Annotated in this window: 19 protein-coding genes; 8 read left to right on the top strand and 11 right to left on the bottom strand. The window is 49.7% G+C overall.

The window, feature by feature from the left end:
• Window positions 1-66 precede the first annotated feature (66 nt).
• The 4 genes from rpsI to zapE form a co-directional block, all read right to left on the bottom strand.
• On the bottom strand, window positions 67-459 hold the full coding sequence (rpsI, locus tag NOG12_RS07530; protein ID WP_110075970.1) for a 30S ribosomal protein S9: 393 nt from the start codon (window positions 457-459) through the stop codon (window positions 67-69).
• 17 nt (window positions 460-476) lie between these two features.
• Complete coding sequence (gene rplM / locus NOG12_RS07525; protein WP_110075971.1) at window positions 477-905, bottom strand: 50S ribosomal protein L13; 429 nt, start codon at window positions 903-905, stop codon at window positions 477-479.
• Between the two features lie 200 nt (window positions 906-1,105).
• Complete coding sequence (locus NOG12_RS07520) at window positions 1,106-2,665, bottom strand: Na/Pi cotransporter family protein (RefSeq protein WP_313932870.1); 1,560 nt, start codon at window positions 2,663-2,665, stop codon at window positions 1,106-1,108.
• Window positions 2,662-3,774, bottom strand: a complete 1,113-nt coding sequence (gene zapE / locus NOG12_RS07515) for a cell division protein ZapE (RefSeq protein WP_313932906.1) — start codon at window positions 3,772-3,774, stop codon at window positions 2,662-2,664. The genes NOG12_RS07520 and zapE overlap by 4 nt, the downstream gene beginning before the upstream one ends.
• Before the next feature lie 92 nt (window positions 3,775-3,866).
• On the opposite strand from zapE, the gene NOG12_RS07510 reads away from it, so the two are divergent.
• From NOG12_RS07510 to NOG12_RS07500, 3 genes are all read left to right on the top strand, one after another.
• On the top strand, window positions 3,867-4,328 hold the full coding sequence (locus tag NOG12_RS07510; RefSeq protein ID WP_313932869.1) for a Z-ring associated ZapG family protein: 462 nt from the start codon (window positions 3,867-3,869) through the stop codon (window positions 4,326-4,328).
• A gap of 240 nt (window positions 4,329-4,568) precedes the next feature.
• Window positions 4,569-5,924, top strand: a complete 1,356-nt coding sequence (locus NOG12_RS07505) for a DegQ family serine endoprotease (RefSeq protein ID WP_153826444.1) — start codon at window positions 4,569-4,571, stop codon at window positions 5,922-5,924.
• A 129-nt stretch (window positions 5,925-6,053) separates the two neighbouring features.
• Complete coding sequence (locus NOG12_RS07500; protein WP_313932868.1) at window positions 6,054-7,106, top strand: trypsin-like peptidase domain-containing protein; 1,053 nt, start codon at window positions 6,054-6,056, stop codon at window positions 7,104-7,106.
• Window positions 7,107-7,166: 60 nt separating this feature from the next.
• Here the strand turns inward: NOG12_RS07500 and murA are convergent, their stop codons facing one another.
• From murA to NOG12_RS07465, 7 genes are read right to left on the bottom strand one after another with little or no spacing between them, the layout of a single operon-like run.
• Window positions 7,167-8,423 carry a UDP-N-acetylglucosamine 1-carboxyvinyltransferase gene (gene murA / locus NOG12_RS07495; RefSeq protein WP_110075975.1) on the bottom strand — a complete coding sequence of 419 codons (1,257 nt, stop codon included), beginning with the start codon at window positions 8,421-8,423 and terminating at the stop codon, window positions 7,167-7,169.
• A gap of 12 nt (window positions 8,424-8,435) precedes the next feature.
• Complete coding sequence (locus NOG12_RS07490; RefSeq protein WP_416380901.1) at window positions 8,436-8,693, bottom strand: BolA family protein; 258 nt, start codon at window positions 8,691-8,693, stop codon at window positions 8,436-8,438.
• A 7-nt stretch (window positions 8,694-8,700) separates the two neighbouring features.
• Complete coding sequence (locus NOG12_RS07485; RefSeq protein WP_313932867.1) at window positions 8,701-9,066, bottom strand: STAS domain-containing protein; 366 nt, start codon at window positions 9,064-9,066, stop codon at window positions 8,701-8,703.
• Window positions 9,067-9,114: 48 nt separating this feature from the next.
• Entirely contained in the window at window positions 9,115-9,780 is a 666-nt protein-coding gene (locus tag NOG12_RS07480; RefSeq protein ID WP_313932866.1) for an MlaC/ttg2D family ABC transporter substrate-binding protein, read from the bottom strand.
• Window positions 9,781-9,790: 10 nt separating this feature from the next.
• The gene (gene mlaD, locus NOG12_RS07475; protein ID WP_110075979.1) at window positions 9,791-10,258 is read right to left on the bottom strand and encodes an outer membrane lipid asymmetry maintenance protein MlaD; all 468 of its coding nucleotides are present in this window, start codon (window positions 10,256-10,258) and stop codon (window positions 9,791-9,793) included.
• 5 nt (window positions 10,259-10,263) lie between these two features.
• Entirely contained in the window at window positions 10,264-11,040 is a 777-nt protein-coding gene (gene mlaE / locus NOG12_RS07470) for a lipid asymmetry maintenance ABC transporter permease subunit MlaE (protein WP_110075980.1), read from the bottom strand.
• On the bottom strand, window positions 11,030-11,869 hold the full coding sequence (locus NOG12_RS07465; RefSeq protein WP_153826449.1) for an ATP-binding cassette domain-containing protein: 840 nt from the start codon (window positions 11,867-11,869) through the stop codon (window positions 11,030-11,032). The genes mlaE and NOG12_RS07465 overlap by 11 nt, the downstream gene beginning before the upstream one ends.
• 205 nt (window positions 11,870-12,074) lie before the next feature.
• Between NOG12_RS07465 and NOG12_RS07460 the strand changes: the two genes are divergently transcribed.
• Genes NOG12_RS07460 through lptB form a run of 5 tightly spaced genes read left to right on the top strand, consistent with a single transcriptional unit; the run spans window position 12,075 to window position 15,438 of the window.
• Complete coding sequence (locus tag NOG12_RS07460; RefSeq protein WP_110075982.1) at window positions 12,075-13,070, top strand: KpsF/GutQ family sugar-phosphate isomerase; 996 nt, start codon at window positions 12,075-12,077, stop codon at window positions 13,068-13,070.
• Complete coding sequence (gene kdsC, locus NOG12_RS07455) at window positions 13,070-13,645, top strand: 3-deoxy-manno-octulosonate-8-phosphatase KdsC (protein ID WP_418055311.1); 576 nt, start codon at window positions 13,070-13,072, stop codon at window positions 13,643-13,645. The genes NOG12_RS07460 and kdsC overlap by 1 nt, the downstream gene beginning before the upstream one ends.
• Window positions 13,642-14,217: an LPS export ABC transporter periplasmic protein LptC gene (gene lptC, locus NOG12_RS07450; RefSeq protein ID WP_153826450.1), complete on the top strand. Its 576-nt coding sequence runs from the start codon at window positions 13,642-13,644 to the stop codon at window positions 14,215-14,217. The genes kdsC and lptC overlap by 4 nt, the downstream gene beginning before the upstream one ends.
• Window positions 14,174-14,716, top strand: coding sequence for a lipopolysaccharide transport periplasmic protein LptA (gene lptA / locus NOG12_RS07445; RefSeq protein WP_153826451.1), 543 nt, complete (start codon window positions 14,174-14,176; stop codon window positions 14,714-14,716). Before lptC ends, lptA begins: the two co-directional genes overlap by 44 nt.
• Window positions 14,713-15,438, top strand: a complete 726-nt coding sequence (gene lptB, locus NOG12_RS07440; protein ID WP_153826452.1) for an LPS export ABC transporter ATP-binding protein — start codon at window positions 14,713-14,715, stop codon at window positions 15,436-15,438. Before lptA ends, lptB begins: the two co-directional genes overlap by 4 nt.
• Window positions 15,439-15,446 lie beyond the last annotated feature (8 nt).

The raw sequence follows: 15,446 nt of genomic DNA, 5'->3' as shown, positions 1-15,446 counted from the left end.
TTTACAAGGACAAAGACAAAAAACCCGGCACAAAGGCCGGGTTTTTGACGTACTCGAGATTTCGAATTAACGCTTCGAGAACTGAGGACGTTTACGTGCTTTGTGCAAGCCGACTTTCTTACGTTCAACTTGACGTGCGTCACGAGTAACGTAACCTGCACGACGTAAGTCACCACGTAGGGTTTCGTCGTATTGCATAAGTGCGCGAGTGATACCGTGACGCACTGCGCCAGCTTGACCACTTGAACCACCACCTTTAACAGTGATGTATAAGTCGAATTTCTCAACCATGTCTACTAACTCAAGCGGTTGACGAACAACCATACGAGCAGTTTCACGACCAAAGTATTCTTCTAAAGTGCGGTTGTTGATGCTGATGTTGCCGCTGCCTGGACGCAAGAAAACACGTGCAGTAGAGCTTTTGCGACGACCAGTACCGTAGTATTGATTCTGTGCCATGTTGTTAATGCTCCGTCTTAAATTTCAAGTTGTTTAGGCTGCTGAGCAATATGGTTATGCTCTGCACCTGCGTATACTTTCAGTTTACGGAACATGGCACGACCCAATGGACCACGAGGTAACATACCTTTCACCGCTTTCTGAATTACCATTTCTGGCTTCTTAGCAATCAACTTCTCGAAATTGATTTCTTTGATACCACCTGGGTAACCCGTGTGTGAATAATACATTTTGTTCTGTGCCTTACGGCCAGTAACAGCCACTTTCTCAGCGTTTACGATGATGATGTAATCACCAGTGTCTACGTGAGGAGTGTATTCAGGCTTGTGCTTACCACGTAAGCGACGAGCTACTTCAGTAGCCAAACGACCTAAGGTTTTACCTTCGGCGTCAATAACATACCAGTCACGTTGTACAGTTTCTGGTTTTGCAACAAATGTACTCATTGGAAACTTACTCTTTTTTTAAGGTTCACGACAGTAGTTCCGGGCTTCCCCGCGAACCACAACAACCGTTGTGGTTAATTGCCACATAGCGGTTAGTTGTACCTGTAACGTGGGCTGCGCGGATTATAGGGAAAAGGGGTTAAAAGATCAACAACCCAGTGTAGATGTTTTTTACCTTACCTAGCTCGGGCCAAGTTAAGCTAGCTACCCACCTGCAACGCCTTTACTAATTCAGCACTACGCTCCCATTTGCTCGCCAACTGCACCAACTGGGCGCCGCGCGTGGGAGCTAATTGATCCGCAGCAATTTGCTGTAACCACTGTTGCCGTTGCTGTTGCCGACTCTGTTGGATCTGTTGCACACCTTGTTGCCATTCAGCTTCACTGCGAGTGGCCATATCTGCACCATTCAAAAAGGCCAACAGCTGTGCTCGCCACTGGTGGTTCAAGCTGGCATCCAGTAGCTCTGGTGATGCGGCCTTAAACGCCTCAACCAACTGTCGTAAATCCACTAAACGCCCATGGTTACTATGCAACTGGGCTAACGCCAAGGCTTCTGCCCCAGTAAGGTTTTGTTCACCAAGTTTACTGATGTAGCGGTATATGTGTTCCAGTAACTCACCGGTTGCAATATCTTCGGCATGACTGACATCGTCTGAGCTATCGCGTAAAAACGTGCGCAGACGCATGATGTATTGGCGCAACACCCGCTGCTGCTCTTGTTGCGCGGCAGCAATCCCCATAGCCGGAACCTGTAGCACCGTTTTATCCAAAAAGCGCGGCTGACCCGAACGTATCGGTGGTAATTTGTACCAGCTCTCTACCCGGCTAAACAGACGATTATCGATTAACCGCATCAAGCCTAAGCCAAGCAGGTTAAATAAAGTATGAAAAACGGCTAGGCCCGCACTGATGTTGGCGACGTCGTTGCCGCCAGATAGCCAAGCTGACACCCACCACAGTGGTACTAGCAGCAACAATGCCACAGCACCAGTGAGGGCATTCATCACCACGTGCACAGCCGCTAAACGTTTGGCGTGGGCCGTAGCGCCAATAGCCGCCAACAGCGCTGTTACCGTGGTGCCAATATTCGCCCCAATCACCACTGCGGCACCAGCTAACGGACTGAAAACACCGGTAGCAGAGGCGGTAAGTACGATGGCTAAAGCCGCTGACGAGGATTGCACTAAAGCGGTCAAAATAACCCCTGCAAGCACGGCTAATAGCACGCCACCGACACCGCTAACCTCAAGTTGCGCAACGGGCAACAAAGGTACTAATTGGGTGAAAGCTTCGCGTAAGGTATCGAGGCCCACAAACAATACCCCAAACCCTGCTACCGCTGTCCCTATGTGGGCGGCAATGGAGTTTTGTTTGACTAAGCGGGTTAACATCCCTAAGCCGATCAAAGGCCAAGCAATCACTGCAATATTCAGCTTCAAGCCAATCAAGGCCACAATCCATGCGGTCATGGTGGTGCCGACGTTACTACCAAACACCACCCAAGCAGCCTGCCGTAATTTCAACATGCCCGCGTTAGTAAAACCTAACAACGCCACCACTACCGCACTGGACGACTGCACAATAGCGGTCACGGTGAAGCCAGAAATAGCTGCCCGTAAGCGGGTTTGGGTGGTGCGCTCTAAAAAGCTCTGGAGGTGGCTACCAGCGGCGGCTCGCAAGCCGTCGGTCAGCATTTGCATGCCCAACAGCAAGAGCCCTAAGCCACCCAAGGCAATGGCGAGGTCGGCAAAACTCATGGTTTGTGCGCCATCGCTAAATATTCATGGCTTTGCATTTCTTGTAAGCGGCTAACACAGCGGCGGTACTCAAACGTTAATTTGCCTTCGCTATAGAGTTGCTCCAACGGCACCGCCGCCGAGATGATAAGCTTGACGCGGCGTTCGTAAAATTCATCGACCAAAGCCAAGAAGCGGCGGGCGGCATCATCGTTATGGCCTCCTAGTTGGGGCACATCACTGATCAGCACCGCATGATAAAGCTGAGCAATTTCAATGTAATCATTTTGCGAACGCGGGCCGCCACAAATGGCATTAAAATCAAACAGCACCACATCGTCACATTCCATCCGTACCACGATGTCGCGTTGATTAATGGCAATCGCATGCAAATTTTGTTCGGCCCGATTACAGTGGTCCGGCGCTAGTTCGGTAAAGTACTGCTGGAGTTTCGCATCAGCGCTGGAGTCTGCTGGGGTTAAGTAGATTTCCGCGCGGGTTAAGGTGCGCAAGCGGTAGTCGATACCGCTATCCACATTGATGACCTCGCAGTGCTCTTTGATTAAAGCTATTGCGGGTAGAAAACGCTGTCGCTGTAAACCATTACGATAAAGTTCATCGGGCACTATGTTAGAGGTTGCCACCAGCACTACGTCGCGCTTGAAGAGCTCTTGCATGAGTGTTCCCAAAATCATGGCATCGGTGATGTCTTGCACAAAGAACTCATCAAAACACAGCACTCGTGCCTCTGCGGCCAGCTTGTCGGCAATAATTGGTAACGGATCGCTGCGGCCTTTGAGTTGCTTTAATTCATCATGCACGCGATGCATAAAACGATGAAAGTGCACCCGCATTTTTTGCTCAAACGGCAAGGTATCAAAGAAGGTATCCATCAAGTAGGTTTTACCACGACCCACGCCGCCCCAGAAATAGATGCCTTGCGGGGCCGCTTGAGTGCCACCAAGCAGGCCTTTAAGGCGCCCAAGTATACCCTTGGATTGCTGCTGTTGATGAACTACGACCAGTTGTTCATACAACCGCTGCAATGCTTCTACAGCCTTGCGCTGCGCCGCATCTGGGGTGAAATTACCGGAAGCCAAATCAGCCTCATATTTACTCATTGGGGTGATGTTTTGCGTTGTCACTACCACTTTGACCCTGATCTAGATTATGCTATGGGTTATCAGTTTATCACGTGATACGTGTTTTATAAGGAGTTTTTATGAGCTGGATTATTGGCATTTTGTTAGTCGCAGTAGGTGCCATCATTGGCTTTTTTGTGGCGCGTTATTGGCTGAGCAATCATTCTGACGAGGCCGAACTCACTGAGCAAGTGACCCAGACCAAACAGCAACTAGCTGATTATCGTCAAGAAGTTGCCGATCACCTTGCCACTGCTCAAGCTTTGGTTGGGCAACTCGAAGAAACCCAAGCCAAACTAAAAAGCTATTTGCATCACAGTGCTGACTTGCTTCAGCGCGAACAATTGCAGCCCAGTTTGCCATTTTTTGCAGAAGATACCGTGCGTCAGTTACGCATGGCCAACCAGAATAAGCAGGAAAAGCGCCGCAGTGATGACCGACCAGCGGCAGACATGCCGCGTGATTACAGCGATTCTCATTCAGGTTTATTTTCTGGTAAAGCTGCTACGAGCAAGTCTACGGCCAAAGAGAGCACCGACTAATTCTAGGCACCGTCATTCCTCTCCCAAAGTAGCCGGCAAATTTGTTGCCGGTTACATCTTGAAACACCTGCCAGCTGAACTTATTTCTGTTTAGCGAGTCATTATCTTCGTTATCAGTAGCTATTTTGCTACAACTTTACCATTTGTTGTTATGTGGAAATCACAACCGACACAACGTAATCGCTGACGCGCTCGCTCTAGGTTAGTCATTATGTTTGGGTCAACATAGGAGTACAGTGAATGAAGACAAAATTTTTGGCGGTAGTGGCGTCCGTAGCGCTAGCAAGCTCAGTTGCTATAGCTCCAGCTACAGCCAGCATCCCATTTTTTGGCAAAAGTGATGAAACCCCTACCCTAGCGCCGATGCTGGAAGAAGTCACCCCAGCGGTGGTGAATATCTCAGTAAAAGGTAAACGTGAAGTGCGGCAACGGGTGCCTGACATGTTTCGGTTCTTCTTTGGCCCCAATGGCCCACGTGAACAAGTTCAAGAACGGCCATTTCAAGGCTTAGGTTCGGGCGTGATTATTGATGCCGAAGCCGGTTACGTCGTCACCAATAATCACGTGATTGACGGTGCCAGCGAAATTTTAGTCACCCTTAAAGACGGGCGGCAATTTGATGCAAAAGTGATTGGCACTGATGATCGTTCAGACATTGCCCTGCTAAAAATTGAAGATGGCGAAGACCTGACGGATATAGAAATTGGTACCTCATCTGATTTGCGTGTAGGTGACTTTGTAGTGGCTATCGGTAACCCCTTCGGGCTTGGCCAAACGGTAACCTCAGGCATTGTTAGCGCATTAGACCGTAGCGGCTTAGGCATTGAAGAAGTAGAAAACTTCATTCAAACCGATGCAGCTATTAACAGCGGTAACTCAGGTGGTGCCTTGGTGACGCTAAAAGGCGAGTTGATTGGCATCAACACCGCAATTCTAGGCCCTAACGGCGGTAATATCGGCATAGGTTTTGCGATTCCGTCAGATATGATGAAGAACCTGGTGGCACAGTTGATTGAATTTGGTGAGGTGCGCCGTGGTGTGCTGGGTGTGCGTGGCAACGACTTAACTCATGACATCGCCAAAGCATTGAAATTAGATGCCAACCAAGGTGCCTTTATTGGTGAAGTCATTGCCGACAGCGCTGCCGCCAAAGCTGGCTTAAAATCTGGTGACGTGATTATCGCCGTGAATGGCGATACCATTCGCACCTTTGCTGATTTAATTGCTCGCGTGGGTACCATCGGTGCTGGCAAGGAAATGAAGATTACGGTATTGCGCGATGGCAAAAAACGTGACTTTAAAGTGACCTTAGTGGCTGATGATACTGCGGTCGTCGCAGCCACCTTGCACCCGGCCCTGGCTGGTGTCGAGCTGGCAGCAAACGATAATGGTGGGGTGGTAATCACCAGCATTGAGGAAGGTTCTGTGGCGGCTCGCTATGGCTTGCGCAAAGATGACGTGATCATGGCCGTCAACCGCACCCCGGTAAGCTCAATCAGTGAGTTACGCCAAGCCTTTAATGACGCTGGGCCAGTGGTTGCCTTGAACTTACGACGCGGTAATACCGAGCTCTATTTGGTGTTGCGCGGCGGCTAAGTCGCTTAATTAACTGCACCAAGCAAGTGCAAAAGAAGGCAGCCAGTGCTGCCTTCTTTGCTAATAGGTGTTATTCTTTTAGCTCGCTTAACAATAATAACTAGACTTATAGAAAGGCAAACTTCAATCATGACGCTTCGTACAGGGCTCTTCTTTATTGCTCGTTCGGTTATTCTCGGACTTATTGTCGCTGCCCTAGTGATTGTAGCGCTGCCACTACTGCAAAATCCTGCCACCACGCCTTTACAACTGGATAATTCACCGGCTAGCTATGCGACAGCCGTGCGCCGAGCCGCACCTGCTGTGGTGAATATTTACAGCGTGGGTGAAGTGCAGGGTTCGTTTTATTCACGCCGGCCGAGCACGGTCTTTAGATTAGGGTCTGGCGTGATTATGGATGACCAAGGTCATATTCTTACTGCCGCTCACGTGGTGGCTAATGTCAGTGAAATTGATGTCGCCCTACAGGATGGTCGCCAATACAGTGGCCAGGTAATTGGCCTGGATAAAATCAGTGATTTGGCGGTGATTCAGATCCAAGCCGATAACTTACCTGTGATTCCGCAAAATAATCAGTTGCGCACACAAGTGGGCGATGTGGTGTTGGCTATCGGTAACCCTCTTAATCTCGGGCAGACCATCACGCAGGGGATTGTCAGTGCGAGTGGCGGTCGAATGGGAGTGATTCATAGCCATGCGGATCTCATTCAAATGGATGCAGTGATCAACGAAGGTGCTTCTGGGGGCGCTTTGGTGAATAGCCAAGGCTACTTAGTGGGCATCAATAATGCCCGTTTTAGTGATGCTCGCGGCCAAGGCATTGATGGTATTTATTTTGCTATCCCCTACCCACTTGCCAAAGACATCATGGATACCTTGATTCTTGAAGGTGAAGTGGTACGCGGTTATTTCGGCGTGCAGGTGGGCGGTAACGCCCATTCAGATCCATACAAACAATCGGGTATTTATGTCACCGGGGTGGACCCTAACAGTCCTGCGGATCAAGCCGGTTTGCAAGTTGACGATTTTATTATTGAGATTGATGGCAAGCCCATGTCATCGGCTGCGGAAGGCCTGGCATTAGTTGCCAAGACCCGCCCGGGTACTGTGGTTGAGGTTCGTTATTTACGAGCCAATCAAGAATTTACCACACAGGTGACTATCACCCGCTTAGCGGATTAAGCCGTATAAAAAAGCCACAGCTGTTGCTGTGGCTTCTTTGTTGCAATCTTGACTTTGGCATTAAGCAATCCGCTGAATATTAGCGCCTAACCCCTGCAATTTCTTTTCAATGGCTTCATAACCGCGATCAATGTGATAAATACGCTCCACCACCGTCTCACCTTTGGCTACTAAGCCCGCAATCACCAACGAGGCTGAGGCGCGTAAATCCGTACACATCACCTGCGCACCAGTCAGCTCTGCAACCCCTTTAGAAATCGCAGTGTTACCTTCCAGCTCAATATTGGCGCCCATGCGACGTAGTTCGGGCACGTGCATAAAGCGGTTTTCAAAAATAGTCTCGCGCACCCAACCGGTGCCATCCGCGATGGCATTCAAGGCACAAAACTGCGCCTGCATGTCGGTTGGGAAAGCTGGATGTGGTGCCGTCACAATAGTCACTGGCTGCGGCCGCGTTGGCGCTTGCAAACGAATCCAATCAGCGCCTTTGGTGATAGTCGCACCCGCTTCGGTTAGCTTTTTCAACACTGCATCCAGCATGGTTGGGTCGGTGTTCCGGCAGGTAACATCGCCACCCGTAGCTAACGCAGCTACCAAAAAGGTCCCTGTTTCAATCCGGTCTGGCTGAATGCTATAGCTGCCACCATGTAACCGCTCTACCCCATGTATGGTAATGGTATCCGTACCAGCGCCACGAATATCAGCGCCCATAGCATTTAAAAAGCGGGCGAGATCAACCACTTCGGGCTCGCGCGCCGCATTTTCAATCACAGTCACGCCGTCAGCTAAGGTCGCCGCTGCCATCAAGTTTTCAGTACCAGTCACACTCACCATATCCATCAATAAGGTCGCACCGCGTAACCGACCATCGACCTTGGCATGGATGTAACCGTTTTCCACGGTAATGGTGGCGCCCATCTGGCGTAGCCCTTCAATGTGCAAGTTAACCGGGCGAGCACCTATCGCACAGCCTCCTGGCAACGACACTTGGGCTTCGCCAAACTTACTGAGCAGCGGCCCCAAAACCAAAATAGAAGCACGCATGGTTTTCACCAAGTCGTAACTAGCTACATGATGATGCAGACCTTGTGGCTGAATTTCGTAGCTGTTAGGCCCCAATGCAGTGTTGGTAACGCCCAGTTCAGCTAATAATTTCAAGCTCGTGCGGACATCCTGTAAGGCTGGCACATTAGTTAAGGTAACGGGCTCTGACGGTAAGATAGCCGCCATTAAGATGGGGAGCGCCGCATTTTTGGCGCCCGAGATGACCACCTCACCCTGCAGCGAGGTGCCGCCTTGAATCACTAGTTTTTGCATTGCTGAGTCCTATTAGCTCAGCATCGCGAGTTTCTTCTCACGCTGCCATTCAGTTGGGGTATAAGTTTTGATAGAGACCGCGTGTAACTCACCGCTAGCGATAATCGCTTTTAATGGCGCATAAACCACTTGCTGTTTTTTCACCCGTGATAGCTCAGCAAATAGCTCACCAACCACGGTAATGTTGGCATGGCCGCCGTCTAATTTAACCAACACTTCGTCTACAGATAGGGCATCGGTGATCAAGGTTTGAATCGATTCAGTTGTAATCATAGTCTCAACGTTTTTTGGCAATAGATGAATGGCTTACTTTCACTTTGGTTGGGGTTGTCGTTGGCCCGGCAAAGGGCACATCTAGCACTTCAGCAACACCACTAACACTAATAATAGCGCGTAGCTGGGGGCTGGCTCCAACAATACTGAGCTCGCGCTGTTGTAAGCCAACCTGCTTTTTGGCATTCACCAGCATCGCAACCCCAGCGGTATCTACCTTAGTTACCTCGGTTACATTCAACACCACATGGTCACGCGCATTCAGCCATTGTTGGCGTTCTTGCCACACCGGCGGTACCGTGTCGCGGGTTAACTCGCCGCTAAATTGCACTGCGTTGTGTGCATCAATGGTCCACTGACAGTTACTCATGAGGGTGCTCCTTCGGTACTTACTCACGGCCTTGGCCATGCCTACTGGTTATTCGGCATTCTCTTGGTCGTTAGCGGTAATCGGCTGCTGCGCTTTGTCGCGCAATAAACTAATGGTTCCGTCAATGCCGCGGCTACGAATCACACCAGCAATTTCAGTTTGCTTACTATTTAACAAGCTCACGCCTTCTACTACGAGGTCAAAGGCTTGCCAGATATCTTGGTTGTTATCAAAGCGCATTTTAAAATCCATGCGCACTGGTGGACGGCCTTGCTCAATCAAGCGAGTATTCACCACAACCATGCGGCTATCCGCATCAAAGCGACCCGCATCACCAAACTGAATGGTATGCTTGGTTTCGTCATATTGAGTAAAGGCACGCGCATAAGTGGCAATCAAATACTCACGAAACACGCTATAAAACTCTTGCCGTTGCTCTTCAGTGGTTTCGGTTAGGTTACGGCCTAGCACCCGCTTCGCAGCATAAACATAATCTACGTACGGCATCAGTTCTTCACGGATAACCACGCGAACATAGTCAATATCTGCATCAATTTTGCTGCGATCTTGCTCAATACGCTCTAGCGTTTTGTTGGCTACTTTCTCTAATAACACATAAGGGTTATCTTCGCGGATCAGCTCATCGGCTGCCGCCGGAGCGATAGCAACAGCTGCCATCAAAGAAAACCAAATACTTGCGATTAATTGCTTCATGCTTTACTCCTTAATCATTACCCTGACTAAACAGGAACTGCCCGATCAAGTCTTCCAATACCAAGGCCGACTTAGTGTCGTAAATGCGATCACCGTCTTCTAACATTTGTACGGTGTCATCGATAAAGCCTGGATTAAGACCAATATACTGCTCGCCTAATAATCCAGAAGTTAAGATTGAGACCGATGTGGTGTCAGAAAATTCATTGTATTGTTTGCTAATCACCATTTCGACCAGAGGCTCGTAGTAATCACCATCAAGGGTGATCTTGCTCACTCGGCCTACAACCACACCACCTACTTTAACTGGCGAGCGCTCTTTTAAACCGCCGATATTATCAAACTTGGCATACAAGCGATAAGTTTCACCCGCAGTGGCAACATTGGTATTAGCTGCCTGTAAGCCTAGAAACAACAACGCCAACACACCGATAATGACAAACAAACCAACTGCTAACTGAGTATTTCTCGATTCCATAGTGATCATCCAAACATCAAAGCGGTTAAAACAAAATCTAGCCCAAGTACGGCTAACGAGGCAGTGACCACAGTCGAAGTGGTGGCCTTACTAATACCTACCGAGGTGGGCGTGCAGTTAAAGCCTTTGTGCAGCGCTATCCAAGTAACTACAAAAGCAAACACCACGCTTTTGATGATGCCATTCATAATATCATGGCCCCATTCAACGTTAGCTTGCATCACCGACCAAAAAGCGCCGTCGTCGACGCCTAACCAGCGCACGCCAACCAAGTAGCCGCCATAAATACCCACGGCAGAAAACACCGCAGCTAGAATTGGCATACTGTATAAGCCGGCCCAAAAACGTGGGGCAATCACGCGGCGCAGCGGATCTACGGCCATCATTTCTAAACTGGATAATTGCTCAGTGGCTTTCATTAAGCCAATTTCTGCGGTTAGTGCCGAGCCAGCCCGCCCTGCAAACAGCAAAGCAGTGACTACCGGCCCTAATTCACGCAACAAGGATAGCGCTACCATGGGCCCCAACGACTGTTCGGCGCCAAAATCCACCAAAATGGTATAGCCTTGCAAGCCCAGCACCATGCCGATAAAGAGTCCGCTGACCACAATAATAATCAGCGACATCACTCCAACCGAGTACATTTGCTGCATCAGCAACGGCCAAGATTTGCGTAACTGCGGTTTGCCAACCAAGGCTCGGGTGAGCATGATTAACGCCGCCCCTGCGCCAGCAATACTATTGAGGGTAGCTTGGCCGAGGGCAGCAACTTTATTTAGCATCGCCAGCTCCTAATAATTCGTCGGCCAAGGTCGGTGCACGGTAATGGAAAGGCACCGGACCATCAGCTTCGCCGTGTAAAAATTGATGCACCAAGGCATTATCTGAATTTAATAATTGTTCTGGCGTACCGTGCCCAACCACTTGTTTGTCGGCAATGATGTACACGTAATCGGCAATCGTAAGAACTTCTTCAACATCGTGGGTGACGATGATGCTCGTCAACCCGAGCGACTCGTTCAACTCTTTGATCAGCTTGATTATCACGCCCATCGAAATAGGATCTTGGCCGGCAAAGGGCTCATCATACATGATCAGCTCTGGGTCTAACGCTATTGAACGCGCCAAGGCAGCCCGCCGCGACATACCGCCAGACAACTCCGCTGGCATCAAATGCCGAGCGCCACGCAAACCTACCGCCTCTAATTTTAGCAGCACAATGGTTTCAATCAGTTCCTCTGACAGCCGGCTATGTTCACGTAGCGGAAAGGCAATGTTGTCGTACACTGTCATGTCGCTGAACAAGGCACCGCTTTGAAACAACATGCTCATGCGTTTGCGTAATTGATACAATTCGCTGCGCTTGAGGCTAGGAATGTTTTGCCCGGCAAAGCGAATCTGCCCCTGTTGCGGGCGTAGTTGGCCACCAATTAGGCGCAACAAGGTTGTTTTGCCAATGCCGCTAGGACCCATCACCGCAGTAATCTTACCGCGCGGGATGGCCATCGACAGGCCTTCGTATAAATTGTGAGTACTGTGATTGTAGTGAAAATAGATGTCATCTATCTCAACCAAGTGCTCGGGATTACCCTCGAGAGTAGTGGTTAGCATGCGAAGATAGTCTCCTTTACGTGACCGCCTAGTTTACCCGATTTCGTCAAGAATCCCCACCAAAAAGCTGTAAAATTTGTGACAAATCGTTATCAGTGGTCACATTACGTCTGCAAAGAAGAAAACGATCGGGTATTATTGCGTTATTACATTGTCATCATTAACTTGTCATCTACTTTGGCTGCACTAGCATATGAGGCCCAACATGACCGAACACAACCCGACCACGACCAGCAAACAGACGTTTGCCGCGCTTGGCCAACGAGTCATTGATATCGAAACCGACGCGGTGCGTGGATTAAGCCGTTTTCTTGATGAGAATTTTGCTACTGCTTGCGAGTTACTGTTGGCATGCCAAGGCCGGGCGATTGTGATTGGTATGGGTAAATCGGGCCACATTGGCGGTAAAATTGCCGCAACCTTAGCCTCCACCGGTACTCCCGCCTTTTTTGTGCACCCTGGCGAAGCTAGCCACGGTGACCTCGGCATGATTACCGAGCAGGATGTGGTGATCGCCATTTCTAACTCCGGTGAAACAGCTGAAGTGCTTAGCATTGCGCCATTAATTAAACGGCGCGGCGTCAAGCTCATTTCCATGACAGGTAATCCACGCTCAACCCTAGCCGAGCTCTCTGACGTGCATGTGTGCATCGCAGTTGAACAAGAGGCCTGCCCGTTAGGTTTGGCGCCAACCTCCTCCACTACTGCCACCTTAGTGATGGGCGATGCGTTGGCGGTAGCGCTGCTGCATGCGCGCGGCTTTACTGCCGATGATTTTGCCATGTCGCATCCTGGTGGCAGCTTGGGCCGACGGTTGTTACTGCACATCCATGATGTGATGCACGCGGGTGAGCGCACCCCGCTGGTCAATCAGCATGTAACTATCAGCGCCGCCTTGTTAGAAATGTCACGCAAAGGTCTGGGCATGACAGGTATCACTGACGACCAAGGCCGCTTAGTGGGTATTTTTACCGATGGTGATTTGCGCCGTATTTTAGATCAGCGGATTGATTTGCATACCACCGCGATTGCCCAAGTGATGACGCCAAACCCCATTACCATAAAGCCCGATGTGCTTGCTGCACAGGGATTAAAATTAATGGAAGACCGAAAAATCAACGGGCTATTTGTGGTGGATGAGCAGGGCTTTGCCCAAGGCGCCTTGAACATGCACGATCTGTTAAAAGCAGGAGTCCTCTAATGAGTTTTGGTCACGCAACCCCAGCCATGATTAGTACTTGGTACGGTGATATCGAAAGCCTGCTGATGGATAAATTCGCCCAAATCAAACTGGTCATTTTTGATGTGGATGGCGTGTTTTCAGACGGCCGTATCTATTTAGGCAACCAAGGTGAAGAGCTTAAAGCTTTTCATACCCGCGATGGGTTTGGGGTGAAAGCACTTCTTAACGCCGGCATCAAGGTGGCGGTTATCACCGGACGCCGTTCAGCACTGGTGGAAAACCGCATGCGCGCGCTAGGCGTCAGCGATATTTATCAGGGCCAAGAAGATAAGCTCAGCGCCTACCAGCAGTTGGCGGAGAAATATCAGTTAACGGATCAGGCCATCGCCTGCATGGGTGATGACATACCTGACCTCGCGATGCTGCAGCAGTGTGCAGTGGCCGTAGCGCCTCACGATGCCCATCCCTTTGTGCAGCAACACGCGGTTTATGTGACCTCGCAGCGCGGCGGCTTTGGTGCCGTACGTGAGCTGAGTGATCTGATTTTACTTAGCCAAGGACAATTGCAACTGCACGGTGGAGTCAGTTTATGACCCGTAATCTTGTGGTGATTATCGCCATTATCTTTGCCACCCTAGCGCTGTTGGTGTGGCGTCCTTTTGGAGATCAAGACCTCACCGATGAACCTGCTGGCTATCGCGAGATCAAGCCTGATTTTACCGCCCAGGGCCTGATTGTGCGGGTTTACAGTGAGGATGGTACCTTAGCGCATCGGATTGCTGCAGAAAAAATGACCCATTACAGCCCGATCGGCTTGACCGAGTTAGATCAGCCGACCTACATTGTGCACACTCGTGATGGTGGTCCGGTGTGGCAGGTGGCAGCCGAGGCTGGCTCTTTTTATGGCGACAAAAGCTTGGTGTTAGAACGTAATATTTTAATGCGTAGCTTAACCGCCGAAGATTTTTTAGAACGGGTTGAAACCAGCTACCTAACCATTGATACTTTGGCCGAAACCATGACGACTGAGCAAGCGGTGGTGATGTACGGTCGTGATTTTACTATTCGAGGCGAAGGCATGCATGCTAACTTACGCGCTCAAACTCTGGAACTAACGAAACATGTTGAAACCATTTATACCGGCCGCCACACTAATTCTCAGTAGTCTTGTGCTAACTGCTGCATTATTCTCTAACGCAGCACTTAGCCAAGGCAAAGATGACTTTAATCAGCCCATTCGCATCAATGCTGAGCGCGATTGGGTTGATATTGCTAATAAAATTGTGGTGTTTGAACGTAGCGTCATCATCGAGCAAGGTAGTTTAAAAATCACCGCTGACAAGTTATCAGTAGAGCGTGAAGGTGAGGCCGAAGATGCTGTGTTTATCGCTGAAGGGGCGCCGGCGGTTTATACCCAACAATTGGAAGACGGTAGTGTTATCACCGCCAAGGCCAACCAAATCATTTATGACCAAGCGCAACAGTTACTGACGTTGCGGGGGAATGTTGAAGTTGCGCAAGGAAACAGCGTCAGTCGTGGTGGAGAGATGGTTTATAACTTTGCTACACAGCAAATGACCACGCGTGGTGACAAAGATACCGACCGCGTAACCACCATCTACATGCCGAAACAACAAGACGATAAAAACAACGAGCAACCATGAGCCGATTAGTAGCTGAACATTTAGCCAAATCTTATAAAAAACGCCAAGTTGTTAAAGACGTTAGTTTGACTGTTGAAGCAGGCCAAGTGATTGGCTTGCTGGGCCCTAATGGCGCCGGTAAAACCACGACTTTCTATATGATTGTTGGCTTAGTGAATAACGACAAAGGCCTGATTAAATTAGACGACCGTGATATCTCGTTATTACCTATGCATGAACGCGCTCGCCTTGGGATTGGCTATTTACCCCAAGAATCCTCCATCTTTCGTAAGCTGACGGTGCGCGATAATATTTTGGCGATACTCGAAACCCGCAAAGAACTATCTGCGGCCCAGCGTGAAGATAAACTTGATAGCTTGCTGGAAGAGTTTCACATCAGCCATATCGCCAACAGTCTGGGTATGAGTCTGTCTGGGGGTGAACGACGCCGGGTTGAAATTGCACGGGCGCTGGCGGCTGAGCCTAAGTTTATCCTGTTGGATGAACCCTTTGCTGGGGTTGACCCGATTTCCGTGCTGGACATCAAGAAGATTATCGAACACCTACGCAAGCGTGGCATCGGGGTACTCATTACCGACCACAACGTGCGCGAAACCCTAAGCGTCTGTGAACATGCTTATATTGTTAGCCATGGCGAGCTTATCGCGCAAGGCGATGCCCAAACCATTCTTAATAATCAGCATGTGAAAGACGTGTATTTGGGCGACCAGTTTACGCTGTAGCTATCATG

The organism is Pseudidiomarina fusca (assembly GCF_032227045.1).
GTDB lineage: Bacteria > Pseudomonadota > Gammaproteobacteria > Enterobacterales > Alteromonadaceae > Pseudidiomarina > Pseudidiomarina fusca.
The sequence above is the reverse complement of the archived record's forward strand: the minus strand, read 5'-3'. Positions and strand labels throughout refer to the sequence as shown.